This is a genomic window from Dialister sp., from assembly GCF_036343215.1.
Taxonomy (GTDB): domain Bacteria; phylum Bacillota; class Negativicutes; order Veillonellales; family Dialisteraceae; genus Dialister.
Window position 1 is genome coordinate 1 of record NZ_JAZASU010000012.1, and the last position, 22,392, is coordinate 22,392.

25 protein-coding genes are annotated in these 22,392 nt (G+C 49.8%); 22 read left to right on the forward strand and 3 right to left on the reverse strand.

The window, feature by feature from the left end; all coding sequences use genetic code 11:
* The 9 genes from VZT47_RS04240 to VZT47_RS04280 form a co-directional block, all read left to right on the forward strand.
* A partial coding sequence (locus VZT47_RS04240; protein WP_330223732.1) for an ABC transporter substrate-binding protein occupies positions 1–812 on the forward strand: 812 nt, incomplete at its 5' end.
* A gap of 639 nt (positions 813–1,451) precedes the next feature.
* The gene (locus tag VZT47_RS04245) at positions 1,452–2,477 is read left to right on the forward strand and encodes an ABC transporter permease (protein WP_330223733.1); all 1,026 of its coding nucleotides are present in this window, start codon (positions 1,452–1,454) and stop codon (positions 2,475–2,477) included.
* Positions 2,474–3,346 (forward strand): ABC transporter permease, encoded by an 873-nt coding sequence (locus VZT47_RS04250; RefSeq protein ID WP_330223734.1) that lies wholly within the window; start codon positions 2,474–2,476, stop codon positions 3,344–3,346. Before VZT47_RS04245 ends, VZT47_RS04250 begins: the two co-directional genes overlap by 4 nt.
* A 1-nt stretch (position 3,347) precedes the next feature.
* Complete coding sequence (locus VZT47_RS04255) at positions 3,348–4,325, forward strand: ABC transporter ATP-binding protein (protein WP_330223735.1); 978 nt, start codon at positions 3,348–3,350, stop codon at positions 4,323–4,325.
* Position 4,326: 1 nt separating this feature from the next.
* Positions 4,327–5,157 carry an ABC transporter ATP-binding protein gene (locus tag VZT47_RS04260; RefSeq protein WP_330223736.1) on the forward strand — a complete coding sequence of 277 codons (831 nt, stop codon included), beginning with the start codon at positions 4,327–4,329 and terminating at the stop codon, positions 5,155–5,157.
* Positions 5,150–6,634, forward strand: coding sequence for a serine hydrolase (locus VZT47_RS04265; protein ID WP_330223737.1), 1,485 nt, complete (start codon positions 5,150–5,152; stop codon positions 6,632–6,634). The genes VZT47_RS04260 and VZT47_RS04265 overlap by 8 nt, the downstream gene beginning before the upstream one ends.
* A gap of 355 nt (positions 6,635–6,989) precedes the next feature.
* The gene (locus VZT47_RS04270) at positions 6,990–7,478 is read left to right on the forward strand and encodes a GNAT family N-acetyltransferase (RefSeq protein WP_330223738.1); all 489 of its coding nucleotides are present in this window, start codon (positions 6,990–6,992) and stop codon (positions 7,476–7,478) included.
* Between the two features lie 311 nt (positions 7,479–7,789).
* A complete protein-coding gene (locus tag VZT47_RS04275; protein WP_330223739.1) occupies positions 7,790–8,191 on the forward strand; it encodes a hypothetical protein in 402 nt (133 codons plus the stop codon).
* 205 nt (positions 8,192–8,396) lie between these two features.
* The gene (locus VZT47_RS04280) at positions 8,397–8,873 is read left to right on the forward strand and encodes a MarR family winged helix-turn-helix transcriptional regulator (protein ID WP_330223740.1); all 477 of its coding nucleotides are present in this window, start codon (positions 8,397–8,399) and stop codon (positions 8,871–8,873) included.
* 63 nt (positions 8,874–8,936) lie between these two features.
* On the opposite strand, the gene VZT47_RS04285 is transcribed toward VZT47_RS04280, so the two are convergent.
* The gene (locus VZT47_RS04285) at positions 8,937–9,674 is read right to left on the reverse strand and encodes a gamma-glutamyl-gamma-aminobutyrate hydrolase family protein (protein WP_330223741.1); all 738 of its coding nucleotides are present in this window, start codon (positions 9,672–9,674) and stop codon (positions 8,937–8,939) included.
* A gap of 492 nt (positions 9,675–10,166) precedes the next feature.
* Here VZT47_RS04285 and VZT47_RS04290 point away from each other — a divergent pair, with 492 nt between their 5' ends.
* The 13 genes from VZT47_RS04290 (at position 10,167) to VZT47_RS04350 (ending at position 20,967) form a co-directional block, all read left to right on the forward strand.
* Positions 10,167–11,333: a glycosyltransferase family 4 protein gene (locus VZT47_RS04290; protein WP_330223742.1), complete on the forward strand. Its 1,167-nt coding sequence runs from the start codon at positions 10,167–10,169 to the stop codon at positions 11,331–11,333.
* A 25-nt stretch (positions 11,334–11,358) separates the two neighbouring features.
* Positions 11,359–12,501: a non-hydrolyzing UDP-N-acetylglucosamine 2-epimerase gene (gene wecB / locus VZT47_RS04295; RefSeq protein ID WP_330223743.1), complete on the forward strand. Its 1,143-nt coding sequence runs from the start codon at positions 11,359–11,361 to the stop codon at positions 12,499–12,501.
* 107 nt (positions 12,502–12,608) lie between these two features.
* Complete coding sequence (locus VZT47_RS04300) at positions 12,609–12,848, forward strand: AtpZ/AtpI family protein (protein ID WP_330223744.1); 240 nt, start codon at positions 12,609–12,611, stop codon at positions 12,846–12,848.
* Between the two features lies 1 nt (position 12,849).
* Positions 12,850–13,230, forward strand: coding sequence for a hypothetical protein (locus VZT47_RS04305; RefSeq protein ID WP_330223745.1), 381 nt, complete (start codon positions 12,850–12,852; stop codon positions 13,228–13,230).
* 39 nt (positions 13,231–13,269) lie between these two features.
* Positions 13,270–13,935, forward strand: coding sequence for a F0F1 ATP synthase subunit A (gene atpB / locus VZT47_RS04310; protein WP_330223746.1), 666 nt, complete (start codon positions 13,270–13,272; stop codon positions 13,933–13,935).
* 126 nt (positions 13,936–14,061) lie between these two features.
* Positions 14,062–14,313, forward strand: coding sequence for an ATP synthase F0 subunit C (gene atpE / locus VZT47_RS04315; RefSeq protein WP_330223747.1), 252 nt, complete (start codon positions 14,062–14,064; stop codon positions 14,311–14,313).
* A 31-nt stretch (positions 14,314–14,344) separates the two neighbouring features.
* Entirely contained in the window at positions 14,345–14,839 is a 495-nt protein-coding gene (gene atpF / locus VZT47_RS04320; protein ID WP_330223748.1) for a F0F1 ATP synthase subunit B, read from the forward strand.
* 2 nt (positions 14,840–14,841) lie between these two features.
* The gene (locus VZT47_RS04325; RefSeq protein ID WP_296955653.1) at positions 14,842–15,387 is read left to right on the forward strand and encodes a F0F1 ATP synthase subunit delta; all 546 of its coding nucleotides are present in this window, start codon (positions 14,842–14,844) and stop codon (positions 15,385–15,387) included.
* Between the two features lie 16 nt (positions 15,388–15,403).
* Positions 15,404–16,945 (forward strand): F0F1 ATP synthase subunit alpha, encoded by a 1,542-nt coding sequence (atpA, locus tag VZT47_RS04330; RefSeq protein ID WP_296955656.1) that lies wholly within the window; start codon positions 15,404–15,406, stop codon positions 16,943–16,945.
* A 5-nt stretch (positions 16,946–16,950) separates the two neighbouring features.
* Positions 16,951–17,883: an ATP synthase F1 subunit gamma gene (atpG, locus tag VZT47_RS04335; protein ID WP_330223749.1), complete on the forward strand. Its 933-nt coding sequence runs from the start codon at positions 16,951–16,953 to the stop codon at positions 17,881–17,883.
* 30 nt (positions 17,884–17,913) lie between these two features.
* The gene (gene atpD / locus VZT47_RS04340) at positions 17,914–19,347 is read left to right on the forward strand and encodes a F0F1 ATP synthase subunit beta (protein WP_296955662.1); all 1,434 of its coding nucleotides are present in this window, start codon (positions 17,914–17,916) and stop codon (positions 19,345–19,347) included.
* A 3-nt stretch (positions 19,348–19,350) separates the two neighbouring features.
* Positions 19,351–19,770, forward strand: a complete 420-nt coding sequence (locus VZT47_RS04345; RefSeq protein WP_330223750.1) for a F0F1 ATP synthase subunit epsilon — start codon at positions 19,351–19,353, stop codon at positions 19,768–19,770.
* A 786-nt stretch (positions 19,771–20,556) separates the two neighbouring features.
* Positions 20,557–20,967 carry a TIGR04076 family protein gene (locus tag VZT47_RS04350; RefSeq protein ID WP_330223751.1) on the forward strand — a complete coding sequence of 137 codons (411 nt, stop codon included), beginning with the start codon at positions 20,557–20,559 and terminating at the stop codon, positions 20,965–20,967.
* A 180-nt stretch (positions 20,968–21,147) separates the two neighbouring features.
* Here VZT47_RS04350 and trxA read toward each other — a convergent pair whose 3' ends face one another.
* Positions 21,148–21,471: a thioredoxin gene (trxA, locus tag VZT47_RS04355; protein ID WP_330223752.1), complete on the reverse strand. Its 324-nt coding sequence runs from the start codon at positions 21,469–21,471 to the stop codon at positions 21,148–21,150.
* A gap of 241 nt (positions 21,472–21,712) precedes the next feature.
* Positions 21,713–22,282 carry a nitroreductase family protein gene (locus tag VZT47_RS04360; protein WP_330223753.1) on the reverse strand — a complete coding sequence of 190 codons (570 nt, stop codon included), beginning with the start codon at positions 22,280–22,282 and terminating at the stop codon, positions 21,713–21,715.
* Positions 22,283–22,392 lie beyond the last annotated feature (110 nt).

Here is a 22,392-nt window from a genome sequence, read left to right on the forward strand (position 1 = left end):
ATATTGCGGAAGGCATCCCCAGGGACCAGCTGGCTCAGCTGAAGGATAACAAGGATATCAAGATTTATGACGATCCGTCCCTCCTCACATCCATCGTTTACCTGAACAACCAGAAAGGACCGACGGCCAATAAAGTCTTCCGTCAGGCCCTCTCCTATGCCATCGATTACAATTCCATCATTGACGGTGCCGTCAAAGGCCGGGGCAAACAGCTTACCGCTGCCGTTCCTCAGGGCATGTGGGGCCGTGATGATTCCATCAAGGGGTATACCTATGACGTGAACAAGGCCAAAGAACTCCTGGCTGCATCGGGAGAAAATGTGACGGAAATGACCCTTCTCTACTCCGGCCATGCTCCTTTTGATGAAGCAGAAGCCCTCATTATCCAGAATAACCTGTCCCAGCTGGGCATCAAAGTCAACCTGGAAAAAGTGGCCTGGGCTACCTTCCGTCAGCGTGCGGACAAAGGCGATTTCCAGATGGCCCTGGGCACCTGGAGCCCGGACTATTCGGATCCCCAGTTCTTCCTTTCCTACTGGCTCGACTCCTCCTACTGGGGCCTGCCGGGCAACCGTTCCTTCTATAAAAATGACAGCGTAGACAAGATGCTTCGGGAAGCAGAAGTCATGACCGATAAAGACAAGAGAACGGAAATTTACAAGAAAGTACAGGCCATCGCCTTTGACGAAGCGCCATACCTCTTCCTCTTCCAGACCGATGTCCTGACTCCGATGAGAGCCAACATCAAAGGCTTCTCCTACAACCCGATGCTGGACAGCATGTTTGATTTCGAAGCTCTGTCCAAGTCCTGACGGGATGTTGAGGTGCCCGGTTCATCCGGTTTCGTTTCGGAGCTGTGAAACCAGCTCCTGGTGGTATGAAAATTACAGACAGAATGGGAACATGAAGGAATGAGTTTTTGAGGGAAACGGAATCCTTCGCCAATTCCCCTCTGCCCGTAAAAAAATCGGGGACTTCAACTTCATCTGGTATGCGGAAAAGGACTTTGAAATAAAAGCCCTTTTTCGCGTTACTTGATTTTGCCTGCCGATTTTGCCTGGGGCATTTGAGACATTGCGACCTGAAGCTTTAGCGGAATGGGGGATTTGGCCTGCCGATAGGGGCTTGAAGCACTTGAGGCATTATGATTCGAAGCATTCATGTGATGTGGAAATATGAACCGGAAGGAAATCCCTCCGCCTGTGCAAAATCCCCATATAAACTCGTCGGCGCATCAGCGCCGACACCTTCCCGCACCCCGCACCCCGCACCCCGCACCCCGCACCCCGAAATCTCGAAAATATAAAAAATGAGCCATGTCGTGGTGAGGCTAATTCCCGAAAACCGCAGCTGACTCTATCCATAGTAACTACAAACCGATTCAATTCATAATTTCAAACTATTGACTCTATCCCAATTTACCTCTTTTTACGCAATAAAAAGGAGGCCCTATGCTTTCATTTAAATTCATCCTGCAGCGATTGATTCACCTGATCTTCGTCTTCATCGGCGTATCGATTGTGACTTTCTGTATTTCCCACGTCATTCCCGGCGATCCGGCCCGCATGCTGGTGGGACCCCATGCATCTCCGGAAGTTTTGGAGGCAGCCCGTCAGTCCCTGGGGCTGGATAAACCGATCCTGACCCAGTATGCCCTGTACATGGAAGGCCTGGCTCATGGGGATATGGGGATTTCCATCCGCACCCAGATGCCCGTTTCCGGCGAACTGGCCCGGTATTTTCCGGCTACTCTGGAATTGACGCTGACAGCCATGATTATTGCCGTGGTATTTGGCATATTTCTGGGCGTCCTTTCGGCAGTGCACCGGGATTCCTGGATGGATCATATTTCCCGTGTCATTTCCATGATCGGCGTATCCATCCCCCTTTTCTGGTCCGGCGTGGTATGCCTCATCATTTTTTACAAAGTATTTCCCATTTTTCCGGCTTCCGGCAGGCTCGATGCTTTTCTCTCCCCGCCGGCCCATGTGACGGGACTTTATATCATTGATGGACTTCTGGAAGGAAATATGGATGTGGTCCTCTCGGCCATTCATCACCTGCTTCTCCCGGGAATCTGCCTCGCCTATGCACAGCTGGCTATCATTGCCCGTCAGGTGCGAAGCGGCATGGTGGATGTGCTGGAACAGGATTATATCCGCACCGCCCGGGCCAGCGGCATTCCAAAGCACCGGATTATCTACCATTATGCATTGAAAAATGCCCTGATTCCGACGGTCACGATTACCGGTCTTACGATTGGTGAACTTTTAGGCGGCGCCGTGATTACGGAAACCATTTTCGGCTGGCCGGGCATGGGGAAATATGTGATGGATTCCATTGCCTATCTCGATTTTCCTGCCATTATGGGCTTTACTCTTGTAGTTTCTCTCGGGTATGTCATCATCAATATGGTGGTGGATATGATTTACAATATCCTGAATCCCCAGATTTCGAGCGGAGGTGAGGGCCGATGAATGAAAAGGAAGAATTTCAGCCGGAGCGTCAGACCTTTGCGAAAAGGGCAGTGGAAGTGCTCCTGAAAAATCACCTCACTCTGCTGGGAATGATCATTGTGGCTCTCATTATCATTCTGGGAATCCTGGCTCCCGTCATTGCTCCCTGGGACCCGAATCTCATGAATGTGCCCGGAAGGCTTCAGGCGCCTTCCCTGGTCCATTTCTTCGGTACCGATGAAATGGGACGGGATATTTTCTCCCGGATTCTCTACGGTGCCCGTATTTCCATTACGGTTGGACTTTCCATTGTCATTCTGGCAGCAGTCATCGGAGTCATTATAGGATCTGTTTCGGGATATTGCGGAGGAAAAGTGGATCAGGTCATTATGGCTCTGACGGATATGGTCCTTTCTTTCCCCTCCATGGTTTTGGCTCTTGCCTTGACCGCTGCTCTGGGAGTCGGACTTTTTAATACCATGCTGGCGGTCTGCATCGTCCGGATTCCCATGTATGTACGGCTCATGAGGGGCCAGGTGCTTTCCCTGAAATCGGAACCTTACGTGAAAGCCGCCAATACTTTCGGCGCATCGCCGTCCTGGATTATCATCCATCACATCATTCCAAACTGCCTCTCGCCGCTTATGGTCCAGATGACCCTCGGTATCGGCGATGCCATCCTGATTGCTTCTTCCATGAGTTTTATCGGTCTTGGCGCCCAGCCGCCTATGCCGGAATGGGGCGCCATGATTTCCACGGCCCGGGTTTATGCCATCGACCAGTGGTGGTATGCGGCTTTTCCGGGAATTTTTATCCTGATTACGGTTATGGGCTTTAACCTTCTTGGCGACGGCCTTCGTGATATTCTGGACCCGAGAGGAGCTGAGTAAGATGGAAAATATTCTGGAAATAGAAAATCTTTCTCTTGCCCTCCCTTCGAAAAAAGGGCCGGTCCCTATTCTGCATAATGTAAATTTCACTGTGGAACCGGGAAAAATCATGGGGCTCGTTGGCGAATCGGGGAGCGGAAAATCCATGACCGCCTTTGCGGTGATGAAACTTCTCCCCGGCGGCAATAAAGCGCAGCTGGAGGGATCCATTCATCTCTGCGGGAAACAGCTTCTCGGTATTTCCGAAAAAAATATGGAAGCCATCCGGGGTCGTGACGTATCCATGATTTTCCAGGAACCCATGACCTGCCTCAATCCCGTCTTTACCGTAGGGACCCAGATGACCGATGTCATCCGGACCCATGAAAAAATGACGAAAAAAGAAGCACGCACCCGGGCGGTCTCGCTCCTCCGGGATGTGCACATCCGGAATGCGGAAGATGTCTTTGAATGCTATCCCTATGAACTTTCCGGCGGTATGCGTCAGAGAGTCATGATCGCCATGGCTTTATCCTGTAAACCGAAACTTTTAATTGCCGATGAACCGACGACGGCTCTGGATGTGACCGTTCAGGCCCAGATTCTGTACCTCATCAAAGAGGCCTGTCGGGAAAGAGGGACAGCGGTGCTCTTTATTTCCCATGATCTGGGGGTCATTTCGGAAATATGCGACCATGTGTCCGTCATGTACTCCGGGTATATTGTGGAAACAGGGAAAACGGAAGACGTGCTGACCCATCCGTATCATCCCTACACGAAGGCCCTGATCGGGGCGCTCCCGAAAGTCATGGAAGACGGAAGCCGGCAGAAGCTCTTTGCCATTCCCGGCATGGTGCCGGACCCGAGGGAGAAAATGGCAGGCTGCCGCTTCGCGCCGAGATGCCATCGCTGCATCGAAGCCTGCAGGGAAGGAAAGCTTCCGGTGAAAGATTTCGGGAAAGGTCATAAAGTGTACTGCTGCCATCCGGAGGAGGGATAACATGGACATACTGGAAATCAGAAATGTGACGAAAACCTTCCGCACCCGGACCTTCTGGGGCAAGACGAAAGAAGTGCACGCATTGAACGGCGTGAGCTTCACCCTGAAGAAAGGGGAATCCCTGGGCATCGTAGGCGAATCGGGCTGCGGCAAATCGACCCTTGCGAATCTCATCATTCATCTCATTGAGCCTACCAGCGGGGAAATCCTTCTCTATGGTAAGGATATTTCCCATGCAAAGGAAGCGGAAGTGAGGGAACTCAGGAAAAAAGTGCAGATTGTCTTCCAGGACCCGTATTCCTCCCTCTCTCCCCGTATGAAAATCGGGGATATCCTCATGGAACCGGCCAGGGTGATGAAGGAGTTTACAGAAAAAGAAAGAAAAGAGCGGGCCGAAATGCTCCTCGGAGTGGTGGGTCTCCGCAAAAACGTGATGGACCGGTATCCTCATGAATTTTCCGGCGGCCAGCGGCAGCGTATTTCCATCGCCCGGGCTCTCATGACAAGACCGGATATTTTAATCCTTGATGAACCTACTTCTGCTCTCGATGTATCCGTGCAGGCCCAGGTTTTGAACCTGCTCATGGACCTTCGGGGAAAACTCAATCTGACCTATCTTTTCATTTCACATAATCTGGCAGTGGTGCGCTACATTTCCGACCGCACTGCCGTCATGCAGCGGGGCAAACTGGTGGAAATAGGGGATTCCGACCAGATTCTGACTCATCCTTCCGATGATTACACGAAGGAACTGATTGCTGCGGTGCCGATGATTGGCAAACCATTCAAAGAACCGGAGCACCTCATGGAACTGGGAGGCCTCGATGGTTGATCTGGAAAAACTGAAAAACCTCATAGAAAAAATGATTTCCTATTACTCTGTCCCCGGCATGGCGCTGGGTCTCATCGAAGATGACAGGGTGAATTTCCTTTCCTTTGGCGTGCGGAATGAAAAAGGGGAGCCCTTCCTCCCGGATACGATTTCCGGCATCGGTTCCTGCACGAAATCCATGACCGATTACTGTGTCATGCGCCTCGCAGACCGGGGAATCCTCGATATCGATGAACCGGTCAAAAATTACGTGCCCTTTTTTTCCCTCTGGGACGAAGAAGCATCGTCGGCCGTGACCCTCCGGGATATGATGTGCCACCGGACGGGCGTGGGCTTTCATGACGGCACCTGGCCGGACAATTCCATTTCCCGCATCGATTACCTGAAACGGCTGGAATATCTGGAACCTACGGCGCCTTTCCGGACCCTGGCCCAGTACAGCAATGTCATGTATACCGCCATCGGCGGCATTATGGAAGAAGTGACAGGGAAAAAGTGGGAGGAGATTTTAAAAGAGGAAATATTTGAACCTCTGGGCATGACAAGGACCTGCTGCCTCATGGACGAAGCCCTGGCGGATTCCAATTCTTCCCGGCCTTTCCGCTGGAACCGGGGCCTTCATGAAGTCCCGCCCTGGAATATCGATCAGGCAGGCCCCTGCGGTTCCGTGATGAGCTGCGCGGAAGATATGGTGAAATGGCTTTCCCTTCATATTCATGGCGGCATGATGGAGGGAAAATATTTCCTGAAGCCCACCTCCTTCCTCGATATGCACCGGCCCCAGATTCTCATGGATTATCCTCACGTCCTTGGCGGAAGGAGTCTGGGCTATGGTTTTGGCTGGAGAATCATGGAGTACAAAGGCTCCGTCATACAGCAGCATACGGGAAAAATCGAAGGTTACTCTGCCTTCCAGTTCTATATTCCCGTCCTGTCCTGCGGCGCCGTTTATCTGCAGAATCTTCACTGCCCCGACAATCCTCTCATTTTTGCCATTCAGGGATTCCTCCTCGACGCCTTTCTGGGAAAGGAAGAAGAGGACTGGTACGGTATGTATACGGACTCCGGCAGGAATCATGCGCCCGAGGACATGTACCATCATCTGGAATTTCACTGCCTTCCCGAAAGTCATGCGAACGGCCCTCTGTCCCATCCCCTTTCCGATTACGAGGGGACCTACGTCTCCGGGGGCTACGGCACTTTCCATGTGAAAGTGAAAGAAGGGAAACTGTACCTGGACGAGCGGGCAGTCAAAGACCGGCCCATGACCCATCTCTACTACGATACCTTCCGGGTAAACGAAGTGAAAGAAGATACGGATATGTATGAAATCCCCCTCACCTTCTTCGCCGACGATGCGGGAGAAATCGCGGGCTTCCATCTCCTCATGGAACCAAGAGTGAAATCCATCCGCTTCAATAAAGTGCGGAAACCGGAAGAAAGAATCATCCACGACCCCGACGCGCCCCATTACTGATGAGGAAACAGCTGCACGGCCATTCAGGCTCAATTACAGTAAGTTAAAAGTTATCAGTTATCAGTTCGCAGTTCTCAGAAAATCCCATACACGAGATAAAACTTTTTGCCGCAGAGGACATGAATTCCTCCAGGGAAGAAGTTTCTCGTTTCTATGTGAACATCTGATAACTGATCACTGATAACTGATAACTATTTTTATAAAAGCCGTTGAAACAGAATGCAATGAAAGTATTCCGATTGAAAGTCATGCCACTGATAACTTTATTTATTGCAAAACGTTTGCAACAAATTGTTGCAATATGGACCTCCTTTTGGTACTATAAAATCAGATTATGTTCAAAAGGAGTCTTTCTATGGAATATACCATTCGAAAGGGAAATATCGATGATGCGAAAGCGCTGTCTTCGGTGGAAGCGGAGTGCTTTCCTTCATCGGAAGCGGCTACGGCAGAAGAAATCCGGGAACGACTGGAAGTGTACCCATCCCATTTCTTCCTGCTGTACAGGGATGGAAAACTGGCGGGCTTCATCGACGGCATGGTGACGAATGAAAAAGATCTCACCGATGAAATGTATGAAAAGGCTTCTCTTCATGATGAAAAAGGCGCCTGGCAGATGATTTTCGGCCTGAACACCATCCCCGCCTGCCGGAGGGAAGGCTGCGCGGGCCGTCTCATCGAAGCCTTTAAAAAGCAGTCAAAGGAAGAAGGCCGCAAAGGCATCGTCCTTACCTGCAAAGATCAGCTGGTCCACTATTACGCGAAATTCGGTTTCAAAAACGAAGGTGTTTCAGACTCCACCCACGGAAATGTGGTTTGGTACCAGATGAGACTGATTTTTTAATGATGCGGTCTTTGCCACCATATGAAAGGAAAGCTGCAGGAAAAGTTTGCAGTTCTCAGGGCAAATACACAGCAGGAAAAACGTATTTTGCGATGGCGGGAGATTTCCAGTCTTTTGGGGAAATAGTTTTTCATCCAATGCGGGACACTGATAACTGATAACCTTCAGTTCACACCCCGGCATGGTAACGGTCATCTTCTTAACATCATTCCCCGTTTCGTATGTTTCTTCTCACAAATTTTATTTTTATAAACCGGTTTCATGCTTTATAATAAATAAAGGGTTATGAATTTTATCAGATGAAGGTACTTATGAAACGGAAGATTTTGGCAGCCCTGGTATCATTGCTTTTCCTTCCGGCAGTTTCCATGGCGGCAGATGTTTCCGATGGGAGGCCCTATTCCGGAGTCCTGAAGGAGGAAGCCCGGAAAGAGTCATCCTTTATTTTCGATGACGGCTTCGGACGGCTCGTTGAATTTGCCGGGACTTCGTCAGAAGGCGCGGAAATCCTGACAATCCGCCAGGGGCGTCAGGTGGTATGGCAGGAACGGTATCATGTCAATGGAAGCCATTTTTCCGTAGTGAAAGGGGAAGGAATGGGGGAAATCTATTTCCTCATTGAGCTGGGGGAAAAGAAATTTCGTGCTTTCATAGACAGGGATGACCACTGGCAGGTCCGGGAAATCCTGGAAGATATCCGGCCGCGATATTAAAAATGAAAGGTATATCCCCCTATAAAAGAATTCTTTATCTTAACCATTAAATTTGCCAATTTGCTTTTGACGCAGCTGATTAGCAGGTTGTATAATTATGATATGAGAGCATAACTTTTTGTAAAGTTTGAAGCATTAATGATTGAGCGGAGGAAAGGAAACGAATGCGGGTCGTTTCCGGTACAAAAAAGCAAGGTGAGGGAATATGAAGAAACAGGTCCATTTGAGGCCGGGAGATCTGGCAGACAGTGACAAACTGGGACTGACTTATAACCTTGGACAGGCACACAAGAAGATGTTGCTCCGGCAGTCCGGAATCATGAAGAAATTCGGCCTGACTGCGCGGCAGTCCCTGATTATCGCCTACCTGTCCACCCATAAAAAAGAAGTGGTTACCCAGAAGACACTGGAAGATCATCTCCATCTGACAAACCCGACCATTACGGTCATGGTGAAGTCCATGATTGAAAAAGGACTCATCCGTAAGGAAAGGGTGCCCGATGATGCGCGGAAATACCGCCTCTACATGACAGAAAAAGCAAAACAGGTAGAGCAGGCCAGCCGGGAAGCCTCTATCGATCTCGATCAGTCCTTCTACGAAGGCGTTTCCGAGAGCGATATGCGTGTCTTTAAGGGCGTGCTCCAGCAGATCATGAAAAATCTGGATACCCAGTCCGATTAGGAAGAAAATCCACCTGATTGATTCAGGTGGATTTTTTGTGCCTGTTACCGGCTGTTCTGATGGTTAACGGCTGACGGCAGATGATTTTTTCACTTTTTCCGCAAATGCCTTAAACAGCGGATCCATAAGCTCTGGCTCCATGAGCTCCGGATGCCACTGGACTCCACAGATCAGTTCATTATCTATACTTTCCACGCCTTCGATAAGGCCGTCAGCAGAGTGGGCTGTCTCCCGGAGGAGGGGAGACAGTTTTTTGATGCCCTCTTTATGGTAAGAATTGACATAAAGTCCATCGCCAAGAACTTTATGGAGACGGCTTTCTTTTTCTATTTCTATATAATGGGTGGGGATATTTTCCGGCGCTTTCTGCATGTGCTGGATGTAAAGCTTCGGATTCTGTTTCGTCATGTCCTGCCAGAGCGTGCCGCCCAGGACGGCATTCAAAATCTGCATACCCCGGCAGATGCCAAGGATGGGCTTCCCTCTGGAAATACAGGCTTTGATGAGGCCTGCCTCAAAGAGGTCTCGTTTGAGGAAAGTGGGCCCGATGCACCAGAGCGGTTCCTCCCCGTAAAGCCGGGGCGTGGGATTGAGCCCTCCGGGAAGTACTAACGCATCGAAGGTATCAATGAAATCTTCCGGCTTCATATAATCGTTATAGGGAAGGACGATGGGCATAAGTCCCGCCCGCCCCAGGGCGTCCAGAAGGGGCCGGGGCGCATAGGCGGCCATCTTCTGATTCATGGGCTTCAAATCGGCGAGAAGGATATCAGCCGTAACGGCGGCAATCGGTTTACGCATGGAAATTCCTCCTTGGTACTTTTTATTCATAGTAACATGGATTGTGGGGATTGTCATTTTTAACTTTGATAGAAGAAAGGGGAACTTTAGGCCAGATAACTTTTGAATCGGGGCGGTCGGGGTGATCGGGATTATCGGGGTGATCGGGAAGGATATGGTTGGCTTCGCCAACCAATTTAAATAGTGTGCTTCGCACACGGCCTTTGGCGTGCAGCCGCTGCTGTTTTTTTCAAACCCGCCTGTGCACAGGCCCCATATAAATTCTTGCCCCCTCAGGGGCACACCTTCCTGATACCCCCGAGCTTCCCGATAATCCCGATACCCCCGATTCAAAAGTTGTTTTTTAAGAAAGTTCCGCATAGAAGTATGTCGTATTTTGTTTTTCATCCTTTATACAATACTTACAAAATGGCGACGATTTTCCTATTTCCACCACTATCTCACTTATGATAGAATAACCATATAGTATTGTCTTTTTTAGGAGGTGTTACGTTGTTCGCCTATGCGTTCACGTTCCTTGCGGCACTGATCGTGACTTTCTTGCTCACTCCGGTGGTGAAGAAGCTGGCCATTTCCATTGGCGCGGTGGATAAGCCGGATGCGAGAAAAGTGCATCATGGACTCATTCCCCGTCTGGGAGGCCTTGCCATTTATGCAGGATTCATGGTTTCCATTATCACCACTGTGGGCTTTACCTATGAAATGGTAGGGATCATGCTCGGCGCCACTTTTCTCATTATCGTGGGCATAGCTGATGACGTCGTATCACTTCCGCCAAAAGTAAAACTTCTGGGTCAGATTATCGCAGCTGCCATTCCTGTTATTATCTTCAATATCAATATCGACTGGATTCACATCCCGAGGCTTGGCATCATCTACCTGCCGATTTTTATTTCCATTCCTCTTACGATTTTCTGGATTATCGGTTTCATCAATACGGTAAATCTGATCGATGGTCTGGATGGTCTCGCAGCAGGAATTGCAACAATTGCCTCCATTGCTATTGCTCTCCTGGCATTTCAGATGGGTCAATGGACAGCAGCTGCTGCCATGGTAGCCATGACTGGGGCATGTCTCGCATTTCTTCAGTATAATTTCAATCCTGCAAAAATATTCATGGGCGATACGGGATCCATGTTCCTGGGTTATGTGATCGCTTCTGTCTCCGTGATGGGAAATATGAAAACCGCAGCTGCTGCCGTTTTGGTAGTTCCGCTCCTGGCTTTGGCTGTACCGATTACGGATACATTCCTGGCTATTATTCGTAGAAAGTCTTCGGGAGTGCCGATTTTTTCCCCGGACAAGAATCATCTCCATCACCGTCTCCTGGCCAAAGGGCTTACCCAGAAGCAGGTGGTCCTCATCATGTATGGACTGACCGCATTCTTCGCCTGCCTGGCCCTCCTGGTCATTCATATCCGGACTTTGATTGGCGGCATCCTGGTGCTGATTGCCCTCATCCTTTTCCTCCTCTGGGCGAGAAAGCTGGGAGTTATGAAGGAAATCGTTCCTTCCCCCTATCAGATGGAACAGAAGAAGAAAGAAGAAGCTTTACATAATAAGGATAAAATAAAAGAAGAAGTAAAAGAAGCTGTCAAAGACGACAGGGAAGGGGAGAAGGAAGAAATGCAGCCTCCCCGGTGGAAGAATCCGCTCTGAGTTATTTCTAAAAAGAAGGTAAACCATGAAAGTAATGACGATTTTCGGTACCCGTCCGGAAGCCATCAAAATGGCGCCGGTGGTGAAAGAACTTCTGAAACACAAGGAAATAGAGACGAAGGTATGCCTCACCGCCCAGCATCGTGAAATGCTGGATCAGGTGGTGGACCTCTTCCATCTTCCTGTGGATTACGACCTGGATATCATGAAGAGCGGCCAGACCCTTTACGACATTACGGCCCGGGTGCTTCGGGGACTGGAAGAAGTGCTGTCAAAGGAAAAGCCGGACTATGTCCTGGTTCACGGCGATACGACTACGACTTTCACCGCAGCCCTTGCCGCTTTCTATCAGCAGATCAAGGTGGCCCATGTGGAAGCAGGCCTCCGTACGGGAAATCTCCTTTCCCCCTGGCCGGAAGAAGCGAACCGTCAGCTCACCGGCGTTCTTGCCAATGTGAACTTTGCGCCTACCGAAACGGCAAGACAGAATCTCCTTCGTGAGAACAAAAAAGACTCCTCCATTTTCGTGGTAGGAAATACGGTCATCGATGCGCTTCTCCATACGGTAAAGAAAGATTACCACTTTGAAGATTTGGAAATCGAAGCCATCGAAGAACATAAAAGAGTCATTCTGGTCACCACCCACAGACGGGAAAATCTGGGCGACCCCATGCACCATGTATACAGGGCACTCCGGAGACTGGTGGAAGCCGTGCCGGATACAGAAGTGGTCTTCCCGGTTCACCGGAATCCAAAAGTCAGGGAAGCCGTAGAGGAAGAATTGGAAGGAATCAAAGGCATCCATCTGGTGGACCCCATGGAATATGAACCCTTCACCAATCTCATGGCCCGGTCTGCCATCGTCCTCACCGATTCCGGCGGAATCCAGGAAGAAGCGCCGTCCCTTGGCAAACCGGTCCTCGTCCTCAGGGATACGACAGAACGGCCGGAAGCGGTGGAAGCAGGTACCGTAAAGCTCGTAGGCACCGATGAAGACAAAGTATTCGATACGGCTTACAAACTCCTCAGCGATGAGAAAGAATACAAAGTCATGGCGGAAGCCGTCAATCCTTATGGAGATGGAAAATCCGCAGGACGCATCGCCTCCGCCCTTTTGTGGATTGAAGGATTATCGGATAAAAAACCCACTAAATTTATAGCCAAGTAACAATCAGTATGGTATACTGTTTAAGAATAAAACCGATTTGTGTTTAACGTGCCCAATTTTACAGACGCTATCCGGCGGTGAAGCCGGGGAAACAGTGGAGAAAGGACATGGAAAAGGGGAAAAACAGGGATCAGGAACCGGAAGACGACTGGCATCCGCTGCATGGCATCGCAGTGGCGTCGGGGGCCGGTGTGACCATGCTGATTTCCATTGCCCTTGGCGTCTGGCTGGGTCTCAAATGTGATGAATTTTTTGACAGCAGCCCGTTTGGCACCATTTTTCTCTCCGTCATGGGTGCCCTTTCAGGGCTGTATTCCGTCATTAAACAGATAGTAGGGAAGAAATAGTATGAAAGTGGACATGGCATTTCCAAATTATGCGGCCCGCATAACGAAGTTCCTGCTGGCTTACTGCATAGCCGGTGCGGCGGTCCTCTTTCTTTTTATGGACTGGACCTGGTCTGCAGGCTGGGCACTTGGAGCCCTGTTTCACATCCTGTTCTATAAAGTTCTGGAAATACGATATAACAAGTGGATGGCAGATGGCAGGGATGCAACCTACCTGGGCCATCATCTCCTTATGTACACCACGTCGAGATTTTTTCTGGAAATCCTTTCCGCTCTGGCGGTCATTTTCAGCCCGTTCAATATTTTCGGGTATTTAGGCGGCTTACTTACTCTGCCCATCGCGTCCCTCACGGAACGCCTGGCCAGTTTAATTAAGAAATAGATTTTCTTGAAGTCATTGCAAGAGGAAGGGGGTGAGATTATGCATCTGCACACAGGTACACACGTTGTGGCGCAGCTTTTTGGCTTGTCCGTCAATATGGATACCATCTTTACCACATGGCTTACTGCACTTATAGTTTTCATTGCCGTATTTGCCGCGACTCGTGGTACGAACAAGCTGATTCCGGGCCGGTGGCAGAGCCTCATTGAAATTGTATTCGATGCTCTCTGCAGCCAGTTCAGGTCAAATACGGGGCCGAAGTACCGTCAGGTCATCAATGTCCTTCTGACATTCTTCCTGTTCATCTTCACCGCCAACCAGCTGGGTCTGCTCCCGACTGCGCATCTGACAGCATCTCCGACCAATGACGTCAATACCACGCTGGGTCTGGCACTTGGAAGCTCTGTAATGATTCATTTCTATTACATCAAGAACAAGGGCTTCGGTAAATGGATTGGCCATTTCTTCAAGCCGTTCCCCGTGTTCATTGTCATGAATGCCATCGAAGAGATTTCGAAACCGGTTACGCTGGCAATGCGTCTATTTGGCAACATTCTCGCAGGCGAAATCCTGCTGGAAATCCTGTATTTCCTCTGCCCGCCGATTGTACCTATCATCTGGATCGCCTTCAGTTTGTTCGTAGGCCTGGTTCAGGCGTATATTTTCACCACCCTTTCGTCTGTGTATATCAGAGAATCTCTCTAATTCTGGTGGAGCGCAGCGCCGCTGCATAATAAACGGCACGGCACCGTCCGTCCAAACGGCCCATATCCATTCAGGCACCGACCTCATCCGGCAAATTTAAATTAATTCTCAGGAGGAATTATTATCATGGATCAGACTCTTATCGCCCAGTATTCCCTTATCGCAGCAACCGTTATTGCAGCAGTTTGCGCTATTACCGCATCCGTAAACGATGCCCGCGCCGCAATCCATGCTATCGATGGCATGACCCGTCAGCCGGAACTCGCTGATAAACTGTTCACCAACATGCTGGTTGCTATCGGCCTTATCGAATCTATTCCGATTATTGCAGTCGTTATCGCTCTCGTACTCGTATTCGCTAACCCATTCCTGAAATAATATTGCCCAATATTACTAAGGAGGGATCGAATTGGTAGAAATCAATGGAACACTGCTGATTCAGATCATCAACTTCGTCATTCTCTGTGCAATTCTCGGTCATTTCTGCTACAAGCCGGTGCTGAAGGTTCTTGACGACCGCAAAGCCCGCATCCAGAACGACCTGGATTCCGCTGCCGCATCCAAGGCAGACGCTGCCAAGCTGAAGGAATCCTATGAAGAACAGCTCCGCGACGCACAGGCCAAGGCTCAGGAAATTGTCGACAAGGCAGTCAAGGAAGCCAAGGTACAGGCTCAGGCCCAGATTGATGAAGCACATGCCGCTATTGAACTGGAAAAAGAAAACGCAACCAGGCAGATTGCAAGAGAACGCAAGGATGCTCTTGAAGATTTGAAATCTCAGGTGGCGCTCCTTTCCTGTGACATCGCAGCTAAGATCATCAGTAAAAATATGACCCCGGCAGACAATGACCGGCTCATTGCGGAAAGCATCAAAAAGCTGGATGCCCGCAAAGCAGGTAAGTAACCATGGATAAGAACGTAATCCTTGCAAAAAAGTATGGACGTGCTATCTATGAAGTGGCTGCTGAAGAAAACAGCTTGCAGAAAACCGAAGAAGATCTGACATTCATCGCCGATACCATCGCGAAGAATCCGGAACTCAAGGATTTTCTGAACCATCCCCTCATCCGTCGGGATGTAAAGAAAGAAACTCTTAAAAAATTGTTTGCAGACAAGGTACAGCCGATTGTCCTGCAGTTCTGCTTCGTAGTATTGGACAAAGACCGTCTCGGCACATTCCCCATGATGGTCGAAAACTACGTGACCATGGCTCATGAAGGCATGGGAATGGAAGAAGCAATCGTAACATCTGCTTTTCCACTCAGCAAGTCCTCGGCTGAAGCGCTGAAGGAAAAACTCTCCGAAATTACCGGCAAGAAGATTCTCCTGAAACAGAAAGTTGACCAAGCCCTGATTGGCGGCTTTACCGTCCAGGTGGGTGACCGCCTCATCGATGGTTCCGTTGCCCGTCAGCTTGGTGAAATGAAAGCGCAATTGATGCAAAGAGATTGAGGTGACTTCTAGGAAAATGAAAATCAGTTCAGATGAAATTACATCTGTCATCAAAAAACAGATTGAAAACTACAAAGTAGACCTCAATGTCGATGAAGTAGGGACGGTTCTTGAAGTCGGTGACGGCATTGCCCATATCTATGGCCTGCAGAACTGCATGGCCGGCGAACTGCTGGAACTGCCGAATGGCGTTTACGGCATGGCACTGAACCTGGAAGAAAGCAACGTAGGTGCCGTTCTTCTGGGTCATTCCGAATCCATCAAGGAAGGCGACGTTGTTAAAAGAACAGGCCGCCTGATGCAGGTACCGGTAGGCGACGCAGTTATCGGCCGCGTCGTTAACGCACTGGGCCAGCCAATTGATGGCAAGGGTGAAATTAAGACCGACGAATACCGCGACATTGAAATCAAAGCTCCGGGCATTGCCGACAGACAGCCGGTTAATGTTCCGCTGCAGACAGGTCTGAAAGCAATTGACTCCATGGTTCCGATCGGCCGTGGTCAGCGTGAACTTATCATCGGTGACCGTGGTACCGGTAAAACAGCTATCGGTATCGATACCATCCTGAACCAGAAGGGTCAGAACGTTATTTGTATTTATGTATCCATTGGCCAGAAAAACTCCAACGTTGTTCGCGTATACGAAAAACTGAAGGAAGCAGGCGCTATGGATTACTCCATCATCGTCCATGCAGGTGCATCCGAAGGCTCCCCGATGCAGTACCTTGTACCGTATTCTGGCGTATCCATCGCAGAACACTTCATGCGTCAGGGCAAAGATGTCCTCATCATTTATGATGACCTCTCCAAACACGCTGTCGCATATCGTGCCATGTCCCTGCTGCTCCGTCGTCCACCTGGACGTGAAGCTTACCCGGGCGATGTATTCTATCTGCATTCCCGCCTTCTGGAACGCGCAGCCCGTCTCTCTGATGCACTGGGCGGCGGCTCCATCACCGCACTGCCGATCATTGAAACCCTGGCAGGCGACGTAGGCGCATTCATTCCGACCAACGTTATTTCCATTACCGACGGCCAGATTTATCTGGAAACCGCACTCTTCTACTCCGGTATCCGTCCGGCAATCAACGTAGGTCTGTCCGTATCCCGTGTAGGCGGTTCCGCTCAGATCAAAGCTATGAAACAGGTCGCAGGTACCCTGCGTCTGGACCTGGCCCAGTTCCGCGAACTTGCCGCATTCGCTCAGTTCGGTTCTGACCTCGATGCTGCCACCAAGGCACAGATCGACCGCGGCCAGAGAACCACTGAAATCCTGAAACAGCCGCAGTATACCCCATATCCGGTCGAAGACCAGGTACAGGCTATTTATGTAGCAGTAAAAGGATACCTCGACGACATCGGTGTCGATGAAGTCGTAGACTTCGAACACCAGATTCTCGCATTCCTCCACAGCAGCCATCCGGAAATCGGCGAAGACATCGTGAAGACCAAGAAGCTGACCGATGCAACCGAAGAAAAACTGAAAGCTGCTATTCTCGAATTCAAGGAACGCTACAAAGCATCCAAAGAAGAAAAGTCTGAAACGGTAGAGGGGTGATCTGATTGGAAAGTACGCGTGATATAAAAGGGCGCATTAAATCTGTCACCAACATCCAGCAGATCACGAAAGCAATGAAGATGGTGGCCGCTGCCCGTCTGCGTAAAGCAGAAGAAAAAGCAAACGGCTCCCTTCCCTATGCTGAAAAAATCGGAGAGCTTCTGCGCCGTGCTTCTTCGGTTACAACCGGTTTCGAAAGCCCGCTCCTCCGGAACGGACCCGTCAAGAAGGTCGGCTATCTCGTCATCAGTGCGGATAAAGGCCTCGCCGGTGCTTATAACTCCAACGTTATGAAGCGGACCATGCAGGAAATCTCCGGTAAGGATCGTTCAACCTATTGCATTTACATGTGCGGGAAACAGGGTAGAAACTACCTGAAATTCCGCGGGTATGACCTCGATTCCTACCATTTCGGCTTTTCCGATAAACCGTCCGCCCAGGATTCCATTGAATTAGCCAAGGAAATGATTGACTACTTCACCAGGGAAGAAGTGGACGAAGTTTATATCATTTATACCAGATTTATCACCGCTCTTCGTCAGACCGTGGAAGTCACCAAACTGCTTCCTATCGAAGACCCCACTCAGAAAGTGGAAGAAGAGCAGAAACCGGCTGCAGAAGAAGACGATTTCATTGCCCAGTTCCATCGGGAAACCGAGGAATTCATGAAGATCAAGGAGGATCCTTATATCTTCATGCCGGATGCAAAGACGGTCCTCTCCAAGCTGCTCCCGGAATATGTACAGGTACAGGTTTACAACGCCATGCTGCAGTCCGCTGCTTCCGAACTGGGAAGCCGAATGGCAGCCATGTCCGCCGCAACCGACAATGCAACCGAAAGAATCGCAGACCTCAATCTGACGTACAACAAAGCCCGCCAGGCCCAGGTCACCAACGAAATTTCCGAAATTGTCGGCGGCGCCGCTGCGCTTGAATAACCTCAATATTTTAAGGAGGAATGCTTCTTCATGGCAAAAGAACAGGAGATGCAGGTAGGGAAAGTCGTACAGGTCATCGGCGCAGTAGTCGATATTGCCTTCGATGATGACAAAGAACTTCCTGCCATCTATAACGCAATCCATGTAAAAGACGATAAAGCCAGCGTTCCTGTTGATGTCATCTGTGAAACCATGCAGCACCTCGGAGACGGCGTAGTCCGTACCGTAGCCATGAGCTCCACAGACGGCATGGTGCGTGGTATGCCCGCTATCGACACCGGCCGTGCTATTGCAGCACCGGTAGGTGACGGAGTCCTCGGACGTATTTTCAACATCCTTGGACAGACCGTAGATAACGACCCCACCCCTGTTAAATCAGCAGATACCTGGCCGATCCACCGCCCGGCACCGGCCTTCAAAGACCAGTCCCCGGCAGCAGAAATTTTCGAAACCGGCATCAAAGTCGTTGACCTCATCTGCCCATACGCTAAAGGCGGTAAGGTAGGTCTGTTCGGCGGCGCAGGTGTAGGCAAGACCGTCCTCATTCAGGAACTGATTCACAACGTAGCTACCGAACACTCCGGCTGCTCCGTATTCTGCGGCGTAGGCGAACGTACCCGTGAAGGCAATGACCTCTGGGGCGAAATGAAAGAATCCGGCGTACTTTCCAAAGTAGCACTGGTTTACGGCCAGATGAACGAACCACCGGGAGCTCGTATGAGAGTCGCCCTCACTGGTCTGACCATGGCTGAATATTTCCGTGATAAAGAAAACCAGGACGTACTGCTCTTCATCGATAACATTTTCCGTTTCGTACAGGCAGGCTCCGAAGTATCCGCACTGCTCGGCCGTATGCCATCCGCCGTAGGTTACCAGCCAACCCTGGCCACCGATATCGGCGAACTGCAGGAACGAATCACTTCCACCAAATCCGGTTCCATTACCTCTATTCAGGCAGTATACGTACCGGCCGATGACCTCACCGACCCGGCTCCGGCAGGCGTATTCACCCACCTCGATGCAACCACCGTATTGAACCGTTCCATCGCCGAACTCGGCATTTATCCGGCCGTTGACCCGCTGGACTCCACCTCCCGTATTCTGGACCCGAACGTACTCGGCAAAGAACACTACGAAGTAGCCCGCGGCGTACAGGCTATTCTGCAGCGTTACAAGGAACTGCAGGATATCATCGCCATCCTCGGTATGGAAGAACTTTCCGACGACGACAAACTGATCGTTGCCCGTGCAAGAAAGATTCAGAGATTCCTGTCTCAGCCATTCTTCGTAGCTGAACAGTTCACTGGCTCCCCAGGCAGATATGTACCGCTGAAGGAAACCATCAGAGGCTTCAAGGAAATCCTCGCAGGCCAGCATGATGATATGCCGGAAGGCGCATTCTACATGGTCGGCACAATTGATGAAGCAATCGAAAAGGCTGAAAAGATGAAGAAAGGGGAATAAGCCATGGCTGATACCCTTACTAATCCTATGCATGTGGAAGTCATCAGCCCGGACGGCCCCATCTATTCCGATGACGGCGTAACCCTGGTGGCAGCCCGTGCAGAAGATGGCGAATTCGCTATCATGAAAAACCATCTTCCCCTTGCCGCAGCTCTCGACATGTGCGTAGTCCGCGTTGAAAAACCGGGCAAAGAACAGAGAATCGCTGTATTTGGCGGCTTCCTTGAAACAAAGGACAGCAAAGTCAATATCATTGCTCCTCTCGCCGAACTGGCAGAGACCATTGACGTTGCCCGTGCCCAGGCAGCAAAGAAGCGCGCAGAAGACAGACTTCACTCCCATAGCAAGGAAATTGATATGGACAGAGCGAAACTGGCCCTCATGCGTGCCCTGACCCGCCTCCATGCGACAAAGAGCATCTAAAATAAAAAAACCGTACCCATCGAGGGTACGGTTTTTTTATTGGAGACAATTATGGGCTGTGGTTTGCGCCTTCTGTCCCTGATCTTGATTCGTGATTCGTTCTTCGTGATTCGTGAAGGAGGCGGCCCTGAGGGGCCGCAAAGTATATGGGGAATTTGTACAGGCAGCTTGTTTGAGACAACTGGCAGACTTTGGGTTGAGTCTACTGCGGTTTTCGGGAGTCAGCAAACCAGGGCTTGCCGGTTTTTTGAGGGTCTCGAGATTTTTGGGGTGCGGGATGCGGGGAGGTGGCGGCCCTGATGGGCCGCAGATTTTAATATGGAGAATGTGCACAGGCGGGCTTAAAATGCTCATTAGCACCAAGTGAGAGCCAAAGGCCGTGCGTCAGCGCACTATATAAGATTGGGGGTGTACTAAATTCGTTATTTAAAAACTTTAGGGGAAATAGTTATCAGCTAGTAGTGATCAGTTCGCAGTTGTGGGGACGCTTTTTTATGGGAGAGGCATCCTTTTTATATAAAAATTTAAACGTTTTCCAGGAGAACTGTGTATAAAAATGGCCCGCCATCAAATTTGATGCGGGCCTCTTTCACTGTTCACTATGAACTGAGAACTGAACACTTTATCAATTTCGGCCATTCAACATATTGCGTAATGATTGTACAGCTCTATACCCATCACTTACCACTTATCACTTCACACTGACCACTTTTTTCACATTTCTGTTTTCGATCTAATAAAGAAAAGTGTTTATTATGAAAGTGATCATTACGAAAGGAGCCCACTATGAAGCACGAATGCAGAATCACGGTCCTGGAGACGAAGGTATTTCCTTCTTATCAGAAGAAATATCTGGCTGATCCAAATTCGGGGAAATGTCCCTGTTTTAAAAAGGGGGATACCTTCCTTCTGAAGCGGACGCCTGAGCAGGATGATTTCTATCATCTCATGAATGGCCGGTTCTGCGGGGAGGCCTGGGATGCCATCAGCCGCTATGTGTATACAGCCCTTCAGGGAGGGTCCATCATGCATGGCTGGACCAATGATGAACGGATCATGATTGCCTGCTGCAATGACGGGACAAGACCGGTCATTTTCAAAATAGAGCGGATCGATATCCCGGAAACGGAAGAGGAGAAGGAATGGCTGGCAAAGCAGGATTTCCATAATTCAGCGGATGATGCCTATACGGGTTAACCAGATTTCATTTTTAAAATTGGAATAATTATAAAACCGCCCATCGCTGAGGGGCGGTTTTATTTGAAGTATGAGTTTTTCAGTAAATCAGGGATTGTCTCCCAAAGGCGTAAGGGGTAAAGCCGGTTCCTGCTGTCGGTACAGGCTATTGGCGGTCCTGAAGAAGAGCGATGATGGCTCTTATTCCATCATATCCTGCAGCTGGTTCATGAATTCTTCCTGGGGGATGGCGCCTACCATGCGGTTTACTTCTTCACCATCTTTGAAGAGGATGATGGTGGGGATGGACATGATGTCAAAATCTCCTGCCAGTTCCTGCAGTTCATCTACGTCGACTTTGCAGAAATTGACCTGGTCGCCCAGTACTTTTTCCGAGTTTTCAAGGACCGGGGCCATCATACGGCAGGGGCCGCACCAGGTAGCCCAGAAATCGATGAGGCTGTAGCCTGCGTGATTTACGATTTCTTTTTCAAATTCTTCATTGCTGTGGATTTCGGTAATCATAAGTATCTCTCCTTAATGAGTAATATTTAATTATTTCGATATATTCATTATATCATAAAGTCACTTTCCGTCAAGGGAAAGAAATGATTTTTTACAGATTCCCGGACTCCCGGCCTTTCCCGGTTACGAAAAAGGCGCGCTTCAAGAATTTGATGCGCGCCCACATTCACTGAGAACTAAGAACTGATCACTTTTATTCAGTGTCTTCGAAATATAATATTTCCTTCCGCTTCCGAAACAATCAGGATTCGCCCCAGTCGGTGCGGGGGTCTCTTTTCAGCACTTCCTGTGCCTGGGTGTGTTTTCCATAAAGATCGTAGGAAATGGCACTTTCATCGAAACGGTTGATCCGCACGGGGCGTCTTTCTGCATAACCCACGGCGATCATGCAGAAAGCTTCTACTCCGTCATCGGGAAGGTCCAGGAGGTGATTGATCTTGATCTTTCTGTCCTGATAGGGATAAACCTGCATCCATAGGGTGGCAAGGCCGAGATGTTCTGCCTCGATCAGGATATTCTGGGCAGCGGCAGCGCAGTCGAAGGTCCATTCGTCGGGGAAGGAAATGCCGTCTTTTTTGCCTACGATGACGATGACAGCCGATGCCCTTCTGGCGGGTCCTGCAATGATGCTGTTATAGGAAAGGGAAGTGACCAGGTCTTCCCGGGTGACAATGATGAAATCTCGGGATTTCTGGTTGCCTACGGCCCTGGCCTGCATGCCTGCTTTCACCAGGGTGAGCAGCTGGTCGTCGGGTACAGGGGTGAGTTTTTTGAAATACCGGCAGGTTCCTCTCCTGAAAATTTCGTCCATAATGATTCCTCCTTTGAAAGTATTGTTATTATTCCGATTTCTTTATTTCTATTATATCATGACTTACAGGAATCGTGGGGGCTGCAACCGTCATGGGTGATGAAAAGTTC